A 15,064-nucleotide genomic window follows, 5' to 3' on the forward strand; every position below is an offset into this window, starting at 1 on the left:
GGAAGATACCGATTATGCAACATGAACTTATCGACGTACTGATAGTTGAAGACGAGAACGAACTGGCGCAACTGCACGCAGAGCTGATCGGCAAACATCCGCGTCTTAGACTGGTGGGGATTGCCTCGTCGCTGGCGCAAGCGCAGGTTGAGCTTGAAAGTAAACAGCCGCAGCTGATGTTGCTGGATAACTACCTGCCGGACGGGAAAGGCATCACTCTTATCAGTAACCCGATGCTCGCCCGCGCCAACTGTTCGGTGATTTTCATCACCGCCGCCAGCGATATGGACACCTGCAGCCAGGCCATTCGTAACGGGGCGTTTGATTACATCCTGAAGCCGGTTTCCTGGAAGCGGCTCAGCCAGTCGCTGGAGCGTTTTGTGCAGTTTGCTGAGCAACAGCGGGTCTGGAAGATTGTTGACCAGCAGAACGTCGATTCTTTATACCAGCTACAGGCGAAAAACTACCGCCAGGACAACGGCAGCAAAGGTATTGAGGAAAATACTCTGGCGCGGGTGCAGGCGCTGTTTAACGACAAGGCGACGCACTGTTTTACGGTGGATGAGGTGGTGAGTGAAACGGGGCTGAGTAAAACCACCACCCGGCGCTATCTGGAGCACTGCGTGGAGGCAGGTTTTCTGACGGTGGAGATGCTGTACGGCAAGATTGGGCATCCGCGGAGGATGTACAAGCGTAGTGCGGCTTAACACCCCTCACCCCGGCCCTCTCCCCAAAGGGGCGAGGGTGAAAAGACGGCTCCGTGCAATCCCCTCTCCCCTTTGGGGAGAGGGTTAGGGTGAGGGGGCTACTTTAATACATACCCATAAAGCCGCTTAATCCCGTCGGCATCCTTTTCGCTGTAAACGCCCTGCAGCTCCGGCGAGAAGCCCGGCAGCAGGTTAATCCCCTCTTCCAGCGCCAGGAAGTAACGCTGCACCGCCCCGCCCCAGACTTCTCCCGGCACCACGCACAGAACGCCAGGCGGATACGGCAGCGCGCCTTCAGCAGCAATGCGCCCTTGCGCATCACGGATGCGCACCAGCTCCACGTTCCCGCGAATGTACGCCTGATTGGCATCCTGCGGATTCATCACTACCGCAGGCAGGCTCTCCTTGCGGAACATCGCTTTCTGCAGATCTTTCACATCAAAACTGACGTAGAGATCGTGCATCTCCTGACACAGCTGGCGGAGTGTGTAATCCCGGTAGCGTACCGGGTATTTCTGATAGATGGTCGGCAACACGTCCGCCAGCGGCGTATCGTCTTCAATATGCTGTTCAAACTGGCCAAGCATCGCCACCAGCTGCGCCAGCTTCTCGCTGCTTTCGGCAGGCGTCAGCAGGAAGAGGATCGAGTTGAGATCGCACTTCTCCGGCACGATGCCATTTTCCCGCAGATAGTGCGCAAGGATGGTCGCCGGAATACCGAAATCAGTATATTCCCCGGTTTCAGCATCGATGCCCGGCGTGGTCAGCAGTAGCTTGCACGGATCGACAAAGTACTGATCGCGGGCATAGCCCTCAAATCCGTGCCATTTGGCCCCCGGCTCAAAGCTGAAGAAGCGACGTTCGCTGGCGATGACCTGAGTTGGATGATCCTGCCACGGACGGCCTGCCACCACTGGCGGAATAAACGGTTTGATCATATGGCAATTTGCAATGATCGCCTTACGCGCTTCAATCCCCAGCTCGACGCACTCCGCCCACAGCCTGCGTCCGCTCTCCCCTTCGTGAATTTTTGCGTTCACATCCAGCGCCGCAAACAGGGGATAAAACGGGCTGGTGGAGGCGTGCAGCATAAATGCGTTGTTCAGGCGTTTGTGCGGACAGAAACGCGCCTGGCCCCGGATGTGGTTATCCTTTTTATGGATCTGCGAGGTTTGCGAGAACCCGGCCTGCTGTTTATGCACCGACTGGGTCACGAAAATGCCCGGATCGTTCTCGTTCAGCTCCAGTAACAGCGGGGAGGTTTCCGCCATTATCGGAATAAATTGCTCGTAGCCCACCCAGGCAGAGTCAAAGAGGATGTAATCGCACAGATGGCCGATCTTGTCGATCACCTGACGGGCGTTGTAGATCGTGCCATCGTAAGTACCAAGCTGGATCACTGCCAGGCGGAACGGGCGGGTCTCGTCTGCCTTCTCCGGCGCAACGTCGCGGATCAGATTGCGCAGGTACGCGTCGTCAAAGCAGTGTTCGTCAATCCCACCGATAAAGCCAAACGGGTTACGCGCCGCTTCCAGATACACCGGCGTCGCGCCCGCCTGAATCAGCGCCCCGTGATGGTTGGATTTGTGGTTATTGCGATCAAACAGCACCAGATCGCCACGGGTCAGCAGCGCGTTGGTCACCACCTTGTTGGCCGCCGACGTACCGTTCAGCACGAAGTAGGTTTTATCCGCGTTGAACACTTTCGCGGCGAACTTTTGCGCATGCTTGGCGGAACCTTCGTGGATCAGCAGATCGCCGAGCTTCACGTCGGCATTGCACATATCGGCGCGAAAAACGTTCTCGCCAAAGAAGTCATAGAACTGTCGTCCCGCCGGGTGTTTTTTGAAAAACGCCCCGTGCTGGTGGCCCGGACAGGCAAAAGTGCTGTTGCCCATTGCAACATACTGGCTCAGGGTGTCGAAAAACGGCGGTAACAGGTTCTCTTCGTAACGGCTGGCGGCAGATTCCAGTTCCAGGAACTCCTGCGCTTTACCCGAGATGACAGCCGTGGCGCCATCGGGCACGTCCGTCGGCTCTTGCGTGAATAAATAGACCGGTAAATGAAAGCCCGTGCGTTTCAGCAACGCAAGAATGCCACTGCGACTCTCCGCGAGCGTAATGACGACTGCCGCCACATCGGTGAAATCAGTGTTATCCAGCGTCACCTTTTCGCGATGCGTGGACACAGAAGAAACCAGCTCACGGCTGACGGCGATTTTCATGGTTTTCATAGGCGCTATATACCCTCACCGAACGGTGAGACAGGGAGGAGAAAATTCGCGCAATAATGTCACCTTTTATTTTGAGGTGCAAGAAGGAATCAGTATGCACTTCACCACCCAAAGCTAAGCGTAAAGAAGCACTGGCGTGTCATAATCATGCAATACCTATGATTAAGTAACAGGAGTTTTCCGTGGTTATCGGGCCATTTATCAACGCGAGTGCCGTATTGCTGGGCGGCGTACTCGGAGCAGTGTTAAGTCAGCGATTACCGGAGCGTATTCGCGTCTCTATGCCCTCCATTTTTGGCCTGGCCTCCCTCGGGATTGGCATTCTGCTGGTGATCAAATGCGCCAACCTGCCGGTGATGGTGCTGGCCACCCTGCTCGGGGCGCTGATTGGCGAGTTTTGTTATCTGGAAAAGGGGATTAACAACGCGGTCAGCAAAGCGAAAAACCTGATAGCCCGTCCGGGCAAAGCCAAACACGGCACCCACGAGACGTTTATTCAAAACTACGTTGCCATCATTATTCTCTTTTGCGCCAGCGGCACCGGGATTTTCGGTTCGATGCAGGAAGGGATGACCGGTGACCCCAGCATTTTAATCGCGAAGGCGTTTCTCGATTTCTTCACCGCTACTATTTTTGCCACCACGCTCGGTATCGCGGTGGCCGCGATTTGTGTGCCAATGCTGCTGATTCAGCTGGCGCTCGCCACCTGCGCCACCCTGATCCTTCCGCTGACCACGCCCGCGATGATGGCAGATTTTACCGCCGTTGGCGGTCTGCTCCTGCTGGCAACAGGGCTGCGCATCTGCGGGATCAAGATGTTCGCGGTGGTGAATATGCTGCCCGCCCTGCTGCTCGCCATGCCGCTTTCCGCGCTGTGGACCCACTTTTTCGCTTAAGATTGCGACGAACTGGTGAGAGATTGTGCATCCTGTAACGAAAACAACATTTTTCGTTGACGGCGGAGAGTGAATCGGGTTTAATGCGCCCCGTTGCCCGGATAGCTCAGTCGGTAGAGCAGGGGATTGAAAATCCCCGTGTCCTTGGTTCGATTCCGAGTCCGGGCACCACTATTTAAAGAACCCGCCCAAAAGGCGGGTTTTTGCTTTTGAGCCAGTCTAACAGCTCAATGCTTCCTTCTTTATGTTCTTAGCCAACGCGGTGCTTTTAACGTTTCGGCACAGGATCATGGCGCTTCCCTAAAACGCTCGCAGTTACCCGCGAGTTCCGTGAAGTCGGTTTTGTGATTGAAGGGAACGGTAAATAAAGGGCGAATCGAGGTTGGGATAGTAGCCATAGCGCTCTTTATTCAATACTAAAGAGTTCTGTATATCTGCTAAATACTCGCCATCAAATCCCCCAACGTCACCATCAATATCATCGGATCCATTGGCGATGGCTCAAACCCCACCCGCAGATAAAATTCCCGCGCTTCATCCGACAGCGCATGAACCAGCATTCCGCGAATGCCGATGGTCTCCGCCACCTGGATCACCCGCAGCCCGGCGTCGCGTACCAGTGCCCGACCAACGCCCTGCCCATGCAGAGACTGATCTACCGCCAGGCGTCCCAGCACGACAACCGGGATGGGATCGGGCATATTGCGACGAAAGCGACCGGGTGCGGTATTCGTCATGACCGCGCTGGATGCCAGCGAGTAATAAGCCAGAACGTTAGAATCGTTGCCACAACAGACAAAGGTACGGGATGCACCACTGACCTGATTTTTCATCGCCCGCTGCTTCAGCCAGTTATCCATCGAATCCACACCACAGCAAAATGGAGTAAGAATATGACCGGCGTGAAGGGGCTCTGGGGCAGAGATCATTTTTCCCGCTCCCACGGCGCAGGGGTCTGCATAGTTTTACGCAGTGTGGCATTAGGTGCTGGAGCCTGATCCAGACGAGCCAGAAATTCCTGATAAGCCTCTGGATCGGCCATTATGATGCGTTGTTCGATCAGTGCCTCTTCCGCAGCAGCGCGGGCTGCTTCCAGCACAAAGTCAGTGCGGTTTTTCCCTCTCGCTTTCGCCGCCCGATCGATAAGATCTCGCTCGGCAGGCTTGATACGCAGGTTCAGGGTTTCGCGTTTCATCGCCATAGTGTTTGCAGTTGGCATGGTGTTGTCATCCTGTGTTTCATTGGGTATTAAGTATACAACACGTGTAACGCAGATGTCATTACGATGATTCTAAAGGAATCGAACCGAAAGGATTTCTACTTATTAATATTCACCTTTATGTTTTATAAAATGAAATAAGACTCACTCTCTGGGACTTCACAATAAATAACAAAAGAATTTTCGAAAGAAATCAAATCGGTAAGTAATTTGGAACCCGCAAAAAATCAATACTTCTACACGCCCTTCTATCCACGACTCCCCGACCACTGTGTCAGCAACGCATGCAGTTTAGCCGGCTCCAGAGGCTTACGTAGCACCATGTACCCTTCCTGCTCCGCCTCCAGCAGAACCGGCGAATTAAATTCGCCGCTGACCATCGCGCCACTCATGTCCGGCAGACGTTCAAATAGCGCTTTCAGGATGTCGAAGCCGCTTTCGCCGGATCGCAGACGCTGGTCGCACAGCACGGCGAACGGCGTGAAGCCATCGTCGATGATAGCGAACGCTTCTTCAGCGGAGGCCGCACAGCGCACGTTGATTCCCCAGATGCTCATCAGGCTCTCCCAGGCAGACGTCACCAGCGGGTCGTCATCAACCACCAGACAGGAACCGTGCAGCGGCGCATAGCGTACTGGCGTGGCGATGTTGTCATAGGTGGGTGGCATCTCCGGCGCGATCTCTTCGCCAGCATATTGGGTAAAGCACATCCAGAAGCGTGAACCTTTACCTTCAATGGATTGCATCCCGTATTTCACCTTCATCAGCTTGGCACAGCGGGCAACGACAGCCAGACCCAGCCCGTGTCCTGCACTGTCGATCTTCCAGGCCAGTTCGGGGCGATAGTAAGGTGAGAAGATTTTACCTTTCTCGTCATCGGCAATACCGACACCTGTGTCCCACACCTCCACCATACACCTGTCACCACGTGGTCGGATGGCGACCAGCACGCCGCCCTGTAGCGTGTAGCGGAGGGCATTTTGAATAAGGTTAATGAGCGATTGTCGCACCAGCAGCGGATCGCCCATCACGTAGATGCGGCGTTTAGGCCGCCAGGTGCGCAGCCTGAGTGCACGGCTGTTGGCCTCTTCGCGAAACAGCGTGATCACGGAGTCGAGCAGCGCGCCGATGTCCACTCTGGCAGGGGCAGTAAGCACATTCCCGGATTCAATCTTGCTGAGGTCAAGGAGGGAATTGAACATCAAATGCACCGAGCGGACGCTCTGCTGCAGATCAAGCAGCTGAGGCGTGAGGCTGTCGTCCCGGTTTCGGTGGATAATCGCTTCGATCAGAAACCCCATGGCGTGTACCGGTTGGCGCAGGTCGTGGCTGGCGGTCGTCAGGAACTGATTTTTATCCAGCAGCGCCTGCTCAGCTTCCTCTTTGGCCTGGCGAAACTGTTCTGCCAGGCGTGAGCTTTTTTCCTCAAGCAGCGCCTGCTGAATAAAGAACGCGTGCGATGTTAATGCATGGCGGTAAATGGCGAAGCCGTACAGCAGGTTCAACATCAGCACAATGAACATCAGATCGTCCAGCCGCCAGATAATGCCAAGATTCAGTACACCCCAGGAGGCGAAGAAAAAGCATGTAAAGGTGCTGATGACCGGCGTCAGATGCGTCGCATTGGCGGCAACGATGGCGGCAATACTGATATTGAGGAGCAGGAAAAAGTCAAAGTTCTGCGTCTGCGGCGTAATTAAATAGAGAGATGAAATCCCCAGCCCGTGAATAAAAGCGATCTTATTTATACGCGGCAGCCAGCGGCGCAGGACGTCCGCTTCATCATGCTCTTTCGCTTCGCGCTGGTAGCGTCGGTGCAATATTCGGATCGCCACGGCACATAGCAGGTAAATAATTATCCAGGTAATGGTTGGGCCGAGTTCATCGCCCAGCAAATTAATCCAGATGGCGAAAGGAATACCGACGAAAGGGACAGCGCTGAAACTGAACACCAGCCGCAAAAAGGTATTATTTAGCAAACGGATCTGCGCGGGAGGAGAGATGCCAGCGTTCTGTAAGCTCTGTAAAAATCTCATTCCGACGGTTCCCGTTTGCCATGCAGAAGCGTGATGGCTTCGACCCGACTGTTAACGCCTATCTTTTTCAATATATTGCTGATGTGCTCTTTGACTGTAGGCTCAGAAATAGAAAGTTGCGCGGCAATTCTTTTATTTGGCAGGCCACGCATAATCATATTTAACACGTCTATTTGTCGCGGCGTTAAGTTAAATTTACTTAACTTCTCATTATTCGACTCAACGGAAAATTCGTTTCCCTCAGGAAACCAGGTGAGATTATCAGTGAGGGCAAAAACGGCCCGTGAAAACATTTCAGGTGGCTCGCTTTTCAATACGAAACCGTGCCCCCCGGCGGCGTGAACTTTCTGCCAGATATCGTTATTGTCATCCCCACTAACCACCAGGAGCCTTACCTGTGGGTAAAGTTGTTTTACTTCTTTGAGTAATTTCAACGCGGTACCGGACGAGAGCCAAAAATCGATTACCAGCAAACGTGGCGGGCCATTATCCCTAATTTGACGGTAGCAATCATCCTCATTCGTCACCACACTCGCCTGCTTAAATCGGCAATGTGTAATCAGAAAATTGGCGATACCGCTTGCTACCAATGGATGGTCATCAACGACCAACGCATAATTCTGCCCCAAAGGATCCTCCTTTTACCTTCGCATATTAGAGAGTACGGATGAATTATTATCTACCCACCCTACTTTAGGAGGGTTTTTTCGATTAGGAAAGGGAAATATATTATTCGCAGATTTGAGTAATAGAAAACATAAATACAATCAGCGAAATTAACTGATTGGATATAAAGGATAATTTATGAAAAAACCACTACTCTTTTTAACCGTTACGTTGATGCTAGCCGGTTGTTCCACGCTAAAAACCGATCAGGCCATTCCACTTCTGCAGGCGGAAACCGCTAAAATGCTGGGGCTGGGCTCATCGGATGAAATAACCGTAACCAATGTTAATGGCGCCCAACCGGATGCACTGGGAGGGCAAAAGCTGTCTTATCGCGCTACGACGGAAAAAGGGCGTATTTTCGATTGCTCATCGATGATGATGCCAGGGATTTTAGGATCCGCCCCGACGCTGAGCGCGCCAACCTGTACACCTGTGGTCACCCATAAATAATTAACTTCACATCATAAGGCGTACACATATTACGCCTTTTACTTTTTCTGTCGTATCGCATTTTTCATATAAAACCGATTTTCCAGACATCACGCTAATGAGTACGGAGATACCCTGTGAATAACTCTACATCGCATTCTTTAGCGGTAAAGACGCCGCTTTCCAGGCTTTACCTCGCTCTATTTTCCGCGCCGCTGTTACTGCTTTCACCTGCCGATTTCGCGCGTGCAGCCGATGCCATTTTTGATGGCGACTCACGTATTACCGAAACGCTGGGTTACACCGGAGACGTTTACGTTGGACGCAATCAACGTGGAAACCTGCTGATCGATAATGGCAAAATCACCGCCTATAACATCAATATCGGTCGGCTGTTCGACGGCCAAATTTATGAAAGCGTGGTCACAGTCCGTGGGCCAAACGCTGAGCTTAACGCGGTGAACGATCAGTACGTCCTGCGCGGCGACCTGAATCTTGGCCTCGGCACCCTGCGAGTCGAAGAGGGCGCGCTGGCGAGCGCAAAAGAGATCGTTGTCGGCACCACCCGCGGCTACGACAGCCACCTTATCGCCACGGGCGCCGGATCTCGCGTAACCAGTAATTTCCTTAGCGTAGGTACCGATCTGGGCGCACGCTCCACGCTGGCTATTGAGGACGGCGCCGCGCTCAATACCACCTACGATGCGCGCATCGGCAATGGTACCGGGCCAGATGAAACCGACACACTGAGCCCGAAAGCCACCGTCACGGGGAGCGGCTCACAGTGGAATGTTGGCCGTACGCTGACGCTTAATGGCGACCTGGACGTGCTGAACGGCGGAGCGGTTAACGTTGGCGGCGTGCAGGTGGCGGGCGTCTCCGGGGCCGGGAAAACCGCCGAGCTGGTTATTGCAGGCAAAGACTCGCGCTTTACCAGCGACAGCAGCGTTAGCGTGGGCGATTATGGCAATGGCGTGCTGTCGGTTATTGACGGCGGTTCATTTTCCGCAGGCAGCAATGCGCTGATTGTAGGGACATCGGGCTCCGGTTCGAACCGGGGGGCGCTCATCATCGGCAGCCGCGGCAACATGGACACCGGCACGGGTATAACTGAGCCAACGCTTGGTACGGCAGGCGGCGCGGGTACCCTCGATGCGAAGACGGCAATCAGCCTGCGTGGCGGGCTATTCGGCAGTTATGTCTATTTCAACCATACCGACGAAAATTACATCTTCAGCAACAAGATGAGCGGCGAAGGTGAGGTGATAAATACCTCCGGGCAGACAACGCTGAACGGCGATCTTTCAGCGCTTCAGGCGAACGTGACCGCGCGCGGTGGCAAAGTCATTATTGCCAGCAACATCAACACCCAGCCAGAAGACGATATTTTTTAAATTCAGACCCTTAGCGCCGAAAACGGCGGTACGCTGATCCTCAACGCAACGGCGGGATCCGACGTTAACAACGGACAAGGTTACAGTAGCGCCGCGTCAATCAAGGCCGGTGGCACGCTGGGGGGGAACGGCACGTTGGGCCAGACTGAGATCCTGTCCGGCGGGCATATCTCACCAGGGGATGGCGATATCGGCACGCTGACGCTGAAACGTTATCTGAATTTTATCGGCGAATCCTTCTATGACGTTGATATCGCGGGAGATGGCCGCAGTGACCAACTGCTGGTATTGGGCAAAACCACCATCAGCAATCAGGCTAAGGTACAGGTCACCGCGCTGGATCCGCAAACCAGCTACAAAACGGGCCAAAGCTATCGCATTTTAACCTCGAACGGGGGTATTGACGGCCAGTTCGCCGGAGCGATTTCCAAATCCGCCTTCCTGGACGTGGCGCTTAAGCAGAGCACCGACGCCGTCGATCTGACCATCGCGCAGAAAGAGACCGGCGGCGAGAATCCTGGAGGTGAAAACCCGGGCGGTGAAAACCCGGGGGGTGAGAATCCAGGAGGAGAAAACCCCGGCGGTGAAAACCCGGGTGGTGAGAACCCGGGAGGAGAAAACCCCGGCAGCGGCAAGCCAGGGATTTTCCAGACCGTGGCAAAGAGCAGCAACCAGTGGAATACCGCCGGCGCGCTCTCCACGCTCACGCAAAGCGGCCCGTCGCTGGCGCTGTATAACTCACTGCTGGTGCTGAGCGCACCGAAAGCGCGCGAGGCGTTTAACCAGCTGTCCGGAGAAGTTTATCCGTCAATGCAATCCAACCTGATAGCCGGCAGCACGCAGGTGTTTAACGTGTTAAACCAGCGTATGCAGCGCGCGTTTGATAACGACAGCCTGCCGATACCACCGTTAGCGATGTCGCTGGTGCAGCAGCCGGAGCCGCAAAACAATGGCGTCTGGGGCCAGACCTTCAGCTCCTGGAGTCGAAACAGCGGCGACGGTAACGTGGGCAAGCTGGACGGCAACACCACCGGTTTCCTGCTGGGGGCAGATCGTAAGCTGGCGGATCATAACGTACGTGTCGGTGGTTACTTCGGCTACAGCCGCGGTGATTACGACGTCGACAGCCGTCGTTCCTCAACAGATACCGACAACTATCACCTCGGCCTGTATGCAGCGGGTCAACAGGATGCGTTCTCCCTTCGCGGCGCACTGGGTTACACTTGGCACAAGATCGAAGGCGAGCGCAATGTTGATTTCAGCGGCTTCTCGGATCGGCTGAAGTCTGATTACGACGCCAACTCGCTGCTGGCGTTCACCGAAGCGGGCTACCGTTTCGGCCAGCCAGAGATGAATGTCGAGCCCTTTGTTAACCTCTCCTGGATTCGACTGCATACCGACAGTTTCAGGGAAGACGGCGGTGCCGCCGCGCTGAGCGTTCACAATGAAACCATGAACACCTTCTATTCCACGCTCGGGGTGCGTGGTGTGACCGGATTGCCGAAGAACGTTAACCTCTACGGTTCGTTGGGCTGGCAGCACGCCTATGGCGATAAGAATACCTCTTCGCGCATGGCATTTGCGGGCAGCGACGCCTTCATTACCCAGGGTCAGGCCGTGGATGAGGACGTGATGGTGGGTGATATCGGCGTGAGCGTACAACTGTCGCGTGCAGCGACGCTGGATGTGGGCTATCAGGGGCAATATGGTGCCGATACCCGCGTCAACTCGGTTAACGCTAATCTGCGCTGGTCGTTCTGATTGATATCAACGCTAAAGTGCCGGGTTGCGCTACGTCGACCCGGCCTTCGTGGCGGTTTTTTCTTTTGGTTTATGACCCAATCAGGGATCGTTCCCATCTCCATCCAGCAGTTTGTTTTTAAAGATAAACAAACACGCCTCGTTAAAATTCTCCGCCCCCAGTCGTTCAGAGAGCGCCGTTCGCGTCCGGTAGAGGCTTTTAATCGAGGTGTTCAGTTCGTCCGCCACCTCTTCCATCGACATGCCCGCCCTGAGCAACCGCAGCATAATCGCTTCATGGGTACTCAACCGTAAGTTAAGCAGCCATTTGGTCGTCAGGCGCCTGCCTTTCATATTCAGCACCAGATTAAACAACGACGCCATGTCAGCCACCGGAAGCGCAGTATTCATAAACATCCTCATGCTGAGCTGATTCTCCTCCCGGTGCCGCATATCGAGCATGACGCAGCCGATTGTTTTTCTCGTTCTGGCCGGATGGCGTATCAGATAATCATACAGACGGAGCGGTGAACGGCTGTCAATCAGCACAGAATATTCATCTGCACTGTTATCAAATATCTTTCTGTCAATCGAGTCCAGCAGGATAATATCCGGAAAAAATATCCTCATTCCTCTGACGAGGTAGCGATCCTGTGTCACTAACACTATTGAAGTTGCCACTAACCATCCCTTTTAGATTAAAGCAAGAACGACCCTTCAGAAAGAAGACGCCTTCGTTTTATAGCGCTTTTACATGAACGATAAATGTATTCTGGCTTTGATCATCCCTCGACACGCACATTGATTTGTAAGACTTCCCATAGACTATCACTCAATGTCTGCTATTAATTATAAGTAAAAAACAATCGCAGAAAAGTCACCTCTCAAGATATTAAGAATTTTTGTCACGAAACTTCCCAAACATGCACCAGAAAGTACTTTAATTTATGCACCAAAGCCGCATTAAAAATATAAACAAAAACGTCACAATAAAAATAAATACATTATATATCAACGCATTACAAATATAGACTCCGTTAAAAATAATCATAAAAATCACCCGGATACAGAATTATCTCAAAACAACAACCCGGCTTTTCAACATATTTATCCGTCAACATATCAGGTGTACATTACCTTTCACCGGTCCATAACGATAAGGATCCATAATTACCTTTAAGTAAGTACCTCATAACGTAACTGCATTCACATTTTACGCTCTCATTTATGGCCTTTAACGCTACGTATAAAGGCGGCCGTGTTGCGCAATGGATTTATGATAAACAAATGGCAAATAGATATGGAAAGATCACTTCGCTTCAATACTTTATTCTTTTACCGCGTTCCAAAATTATTGTGTCTGCTATTACTGTTTCCCATTCTGGTTCAGGCTGCCGAATCCGTATATGAACAACAGATTCAGCAGGCGCGCAATGGTAATTACACTTCGTTTCTCCATTACCTGCAGCGTTATCAACAACAGCATGCTCTGACGCCAGAACAAGTGGCAGACTGGCTGCAGGTTGCCTCCTGGGCGGGACGCGATGATGAGGTTATTGAGGTGTGGTTGCGTTATCACGTTTATATGCCCCTGCCCGCCCGGGGAGTGGCCGCAGCCGCGCAATCCAGGAGAAATCAAAAGCAGTGGCAACCTGCGCTCGCGCTCTGGAAGCAGGCCTGTAGCCTTGCACCGGAGAACGACGACTACCGTATCGGGTATATCAAAACCCTGGCCGATGCCCGCATGGATCGGCTGGCCCTGCAGGAAGCGCAAAAACGGGTAACAGCCCACCCCAGCCAGATAAACCTTGAGACGCTCGCCTATGTGTACTTACGCCAGGGAAAAAGCTGGGATCGTCTATTAGCGGACACCCGCGCCCTGAAGAGCGCCCCCGAGAATCACGTACTGCTCAGCGCGCTCGTCGACGCCCTGAACGATAACCGGGTCAGTACGCCTGCCCTGCGGCTGTCACAGGGGATTTCTCTGCCGCCCGCACAACGGCGCCAGCTTGAACTTAACGCCGCCGCCGAACAGGTACGCCTTGCCGATGCGCCTGGGCGGACGGAAAAAGAGCGCCTGCGTCTCGCGCAAGCCGCACTGAATCGCTATGACGCCCTGCTTGCCCGCTGGCAACACGAACCGCAGGCGGCAGAAGATATCATTCGCGCCCGCGTCGACCGTCTTGGCGCGCTATATGCGCATGGTGATTACCCGCAGGCGATCGCTGAATATCGTGCGCTGACGTCAGCTCACCATCCAGTGCCGGGCTGGGCAATCGGCTGGGTGATCTCTGCGTATCTTCAGGAGCAAAACGCCGATGCAGCCCTGGCACTCCTGCAAAAGTATCCTGACTATGCGCGTAACCCACAGGATGAAGAACATCAGCTTTTCTATGCATATCTGGACACCGGACAGTATCAGGCCGCCCGTCACTATCTTGCGCAGATGACCCGCAACGTTCCCTGGGCTCGCTACGATTACGGCTCGCCAACCGCCCAGCCCAACGATCAATGGCTTATCGGCCAGTCGCTCACGTTTCAGTATTTGCTGGCAACCCATGCCCTGCCGCAAGCAGAAGCCGTGGCGCACCGTCTGGCTGCCACGGCACCCGGCAACCAGGGGCTACAGATTGATTATGCCGCCCTGCTTCAGGCCCGCGGCCTGCCACGGGCCGCAGAGCAAAAGCTCAAAATGGCGGAGGTACTGGAGCCGTCAAATACAGAGCTGGAGCAGCAGCAGGCTTACGTCGCGATGGATCTGCAGGAGTGGCGACAAATGGAACTTCTGACCGACGACGTGCTCGCCCGTGCGCCACGTGACCGCAGCGTCCAGCGCCTGGACAGGCTCAGAAATGTGCATCATATGTCTGAACTGCGTCTGAATGCAGGCAAGGGATTGCACTCCGACAACCCGGTCAGCGGGACACACGATCTGAACTGGGACGCCACGCTCTATGGCCCACCAGTCGCTGATAACTGGCGACTGTTTGGCGGCACCCGCTTTGCCGAGGGCAATTTTGACGAAGGCAAAGGCACCAGCCGCCATCTGGTCGGCGGCGTCGAATGGCGGTCACGGGATATCTGGCTTGAAGCAGAGCTCTCCGGCAACCGTTATCACGGCACCCACACGCCTGGCGCTCGCCTCTCCGGTCAGTACAGCCTGAACGATCGCTGGCAATCTGGCGGCAGCCTTGAACGTCTGTCACGCACCACGCCGTTGCGGGCGTTACGCAATGGGATCCGTGCAGACCGCGCAGAAGGCTGGGTGCGCTGGTATCAGAACGAGCGTCGTGAGTACCAGCTCAGCGCCGCCATCAGCCATTTTTCCGACCATAACCGCCGACAGGAGTACACCCTCACCGGCAAGGAGCGGCTCTGGCAAACGCCGACCCTGACGCTGGATCTTGAACCGGGCATCTCCGCCAGCGCGAATAGCCAGCGGGATACGCTCTATTACAACCCCGAGCGGGATCTGTCCGCGACGGCTGCGTTGTCCGTCGATCATCAGCTGTACCGCTATTACGACACCCTCTGGAGCCAGCAACTGGTCGCCGGAGCCGGAGGATACTGGCAGAAAAATCAGTCTGCTGGCGCCATCACCCTGCTCGGCTACGGGCAACGCGTTCAATGGAACAACGTCGTGGATACCGGCGTGATGTTGAACTGGGATAAGCGCCCTTACGACGGCAAACGAGAAAGCAATCTCGCCGTCACTTTCGATGCGACTTTACGGTTTTAAG

General features: G+C 54.2%; 10 protein-coding genes, 1 tRNA gene and 1 pseudogene. 6 read left to right on the forward strand and 6 right to left on the reverse strand.

The features are described 5' to 3' along the window. Positions 1 to 14 precede the first annotated feature (14 nt). Positions 15 to 707 carry a response regulator gene (locus ECL_RS21460; RefSeq protein ID WP_013098687.1) on the forward strand — a complete coding sequence of 231 codons (693 nt, stop codon included), beginning with the start codon at positions 15 to 17 and terminating at the stop codon, positions 705 to 707. Between the two features lie 98 nt (positions 708 to 805). On the opposite strand, the gene ECL_RS21465 is transcribed toward ECL_RS21460, so the two are convergent. Beyond that, positions 806 to 2,941, reverse strand: coding sequence for an ornithine decarboxylase (locus ECL_RS21465; RefSeq protein WP_013098688.1), 2,136 nt, complete (start codon positions 2,939 to 2,941; stop codon positions 806 to 808). Between the two features lie 182 nt (positions 2,942 to 3,123). Here ECL_RS21465 and ECL_RS21470 point away from each other — a divergent pair, with 182 nt between their 5' ends. After that, entirely contained in the window at positions 3,124 to 3,837 is a 714-nt protein-coding gene (locus ECL_RS21470; protein ID WP_013098689.1) for a DUF554 domain-containing protein, read from the forward strand. A gap of 95 nt (positions 3,838 to 3,932) precedes the next feature. Further along, a tRNA-Phe gene (locus ECL_RS21475) sits at positions 3,933 to 4,008 on the forward strand. A gap of 266 nt (positions 4,009 to 4,274) precedes the next feature. Here the strand turns inward: ECL_RS21475 and ECL_RS21480 are convergent. From ECL_RS21480 to ECL_RS21495, 4 genes are all read right to left on the reverse strand, one after another. After that, entirely contained in the window at positions 4,275 to 4,766 is a 492-nt protein-coding gene (locus tag ECL_RS21480) for a GNAT family N-acetyltransferase (RefSeq protein WP_029882967.1), read from the reverse strand. Beyond that, positions 4,763 to 5,056 carry a type II toxin-antitoxin system TacA family antitoxin gene (locus tag ECL_RS21485; protein WP_013098691.1) on the reverse strand — a complete coding sequence of 98 codons (294 nt, stop codon included), beginning with the start codon at positions 5,054 to 5,056 and terminating at the stop codon, positions 4,763 to 4,765. Before ECL_RS21485 ends, ECL_RS21480 begins: the two co-directional genes overlap by 4 nt. A 248-nt stretch (positions 5,057 to 5,304) precedes the next feature. Beyond that, complete coding sequence (locus tag ECL_RS21490; protein ID WP_013098692.1) at positions 5,305 to 7,092, reverse strand: hybrid sensor histidine kinase/response regulator; 1,788 nt, start codon at positions 7,090 to 7,092, stop codon at positions 5,305 to 5,307. Beyond that, positions 7,089 to 7,721, reverse strand: a complete 633-nt coding sequence (locus tag ECL_RS21495; RefSeq protein ID WP_013098693.1) for a response regulator transcription factor — start codon at positions 7,719 to 7,721, stop codon at positions 7,089 to 7,091. The genes ECL_RS21490 and ECL_RS21495 overlap by 4 nt, the downstream gene beginning before the upstream one ends. A 175-nt stretch (positions 7,722 to 7,896) precedes the next feature. Between ECL_RS21495 and ECL_RS21500 the strand changes: the two genes are divergently transcribed. Together ECL_RS21500 and ECL_RS21505 are read left to right on the forward strand one after the other, a co-directional pair. Beyond that, positions 7,897 to 8,211: a lipoprotein gene (locus ECL_RS21500; RefSeq protein WP_013098694.1), complete on the forward strand. Its 315-nt coding sequence runs from the start codon at positions 7,897 to 7,899 to the stop codon at positions 8,209 to 8,211. Between the two features lie 116 nt (positions 8,212 to 8,327). Next, a pseudogene (locus tag ECL_RS21505) lies at positions 8,328 to 11,345 on the forward strand (autotransporter outer membrane beta-barrel domain-containing protein). Positions 11,346 to 11,426: 81 nt separating this feature from the next. Here ECL_RS21505 and ECL_RS21510 read toward each other — a convergent pair. Further along, positions 11,427 to 11,954, reverse strand: coding sequence for a helix-turn-helix domain-containing protein (locus ECL_RS21510; protein ID WP_013098695.1), 528 nt, complete (start codon positions 11,952 to 11,954; stop codon positions 11,427 to 11,429). Positions 11,955 to 12,624: 670 nt separating this feature from the next. Here ECL_RS21510 and pgaA point away from each other — a divergent pair. Further along, on the forward strand, positions 12,625 to 15,063 hold the full coding sequence (pgaA, locus tag ECL_RS21515; protein WP_038420571.1) for a poly-beta-1,6 N-acetyl-D-glucosamine export porin PgaA: 2,439 nt from the start codon (positions 12,625 to 12,627) through the stop codon (positions 15,061 to 15,063). Position 15,064 lies beyond the last annotated feature (1 nt).

Origin of the sequence: Enterobacter cloacae subsp. cloacae ATCC 13047, assembly GCF_000025565.1 — a bacterium.
GTDB classification, from domain to species: domain Bacteria; phylum Pseudomonadota; class Gammaproteobacteria; order Enterobacterales; family Enterobacteriaceae; genus Enterobacter; species Enterobacter cloacae.

Excerpts from the sequence above, each read along its gene's own strand:
- ECL_RS21460 (WP_013098687.1), top strand. The coding sequence starts at position 15 with ATGCAACATGAACTTATCGACGTACTGATAGTTGAAGACGAGAACGAA.
- ECL_RS21465 (WP_013098688.1), bottom strand. The coding sequence starts at position 2,941 with ATGAAAACCATGAAAATCGCCGTCAGCCGTGAGCTGGTTTCTTCTGTG.
- ECL_RS21480 (WP_029882967.1), bottom strand. The coding sequence starts at position 4,766 with ATGATCTCTGCCCCAGAGCCCCTTCACGCCGGTCATATTCTTACTCCA.
- ECL_RS21485 (WP_013098691.1), bottom strand. The coding sequence starts at position 5,056 with ATGCCAACTGCAAACACTATGGCGATGAAACGCGAAACCCTGAACCTG.
- ECL_RS21490 (WP_013098692.1), bottom strand. The coding sequence starts at position 7,092 with ATGAGATTTTTACAGAGCTTACAGAACGCTGGCATCTCTCCTCCCGCG.
- ECL_RS21500 (WP_013098694.1), top strand. The coding sequence starts at position 7,897 with ATGAAAAAACCACTACTCTTTTTAACCGTTACGTTGATGCTAGCCGGT.
- ECL_RS21510 (WP_013098695.1), bottom strand. The coding sequence starts at position 11,954 with ATGAGGATATTTTTTCCGGATATTATCCTGCTGGACTCGATTGACAGA.
- pgaA (WP_038420571.1), top strand. The coding sequence starts at position 12,625 with ATGGAAAGATCACTTCGCTTCAATACTTTATTCTTTTACCGCGTTCCA.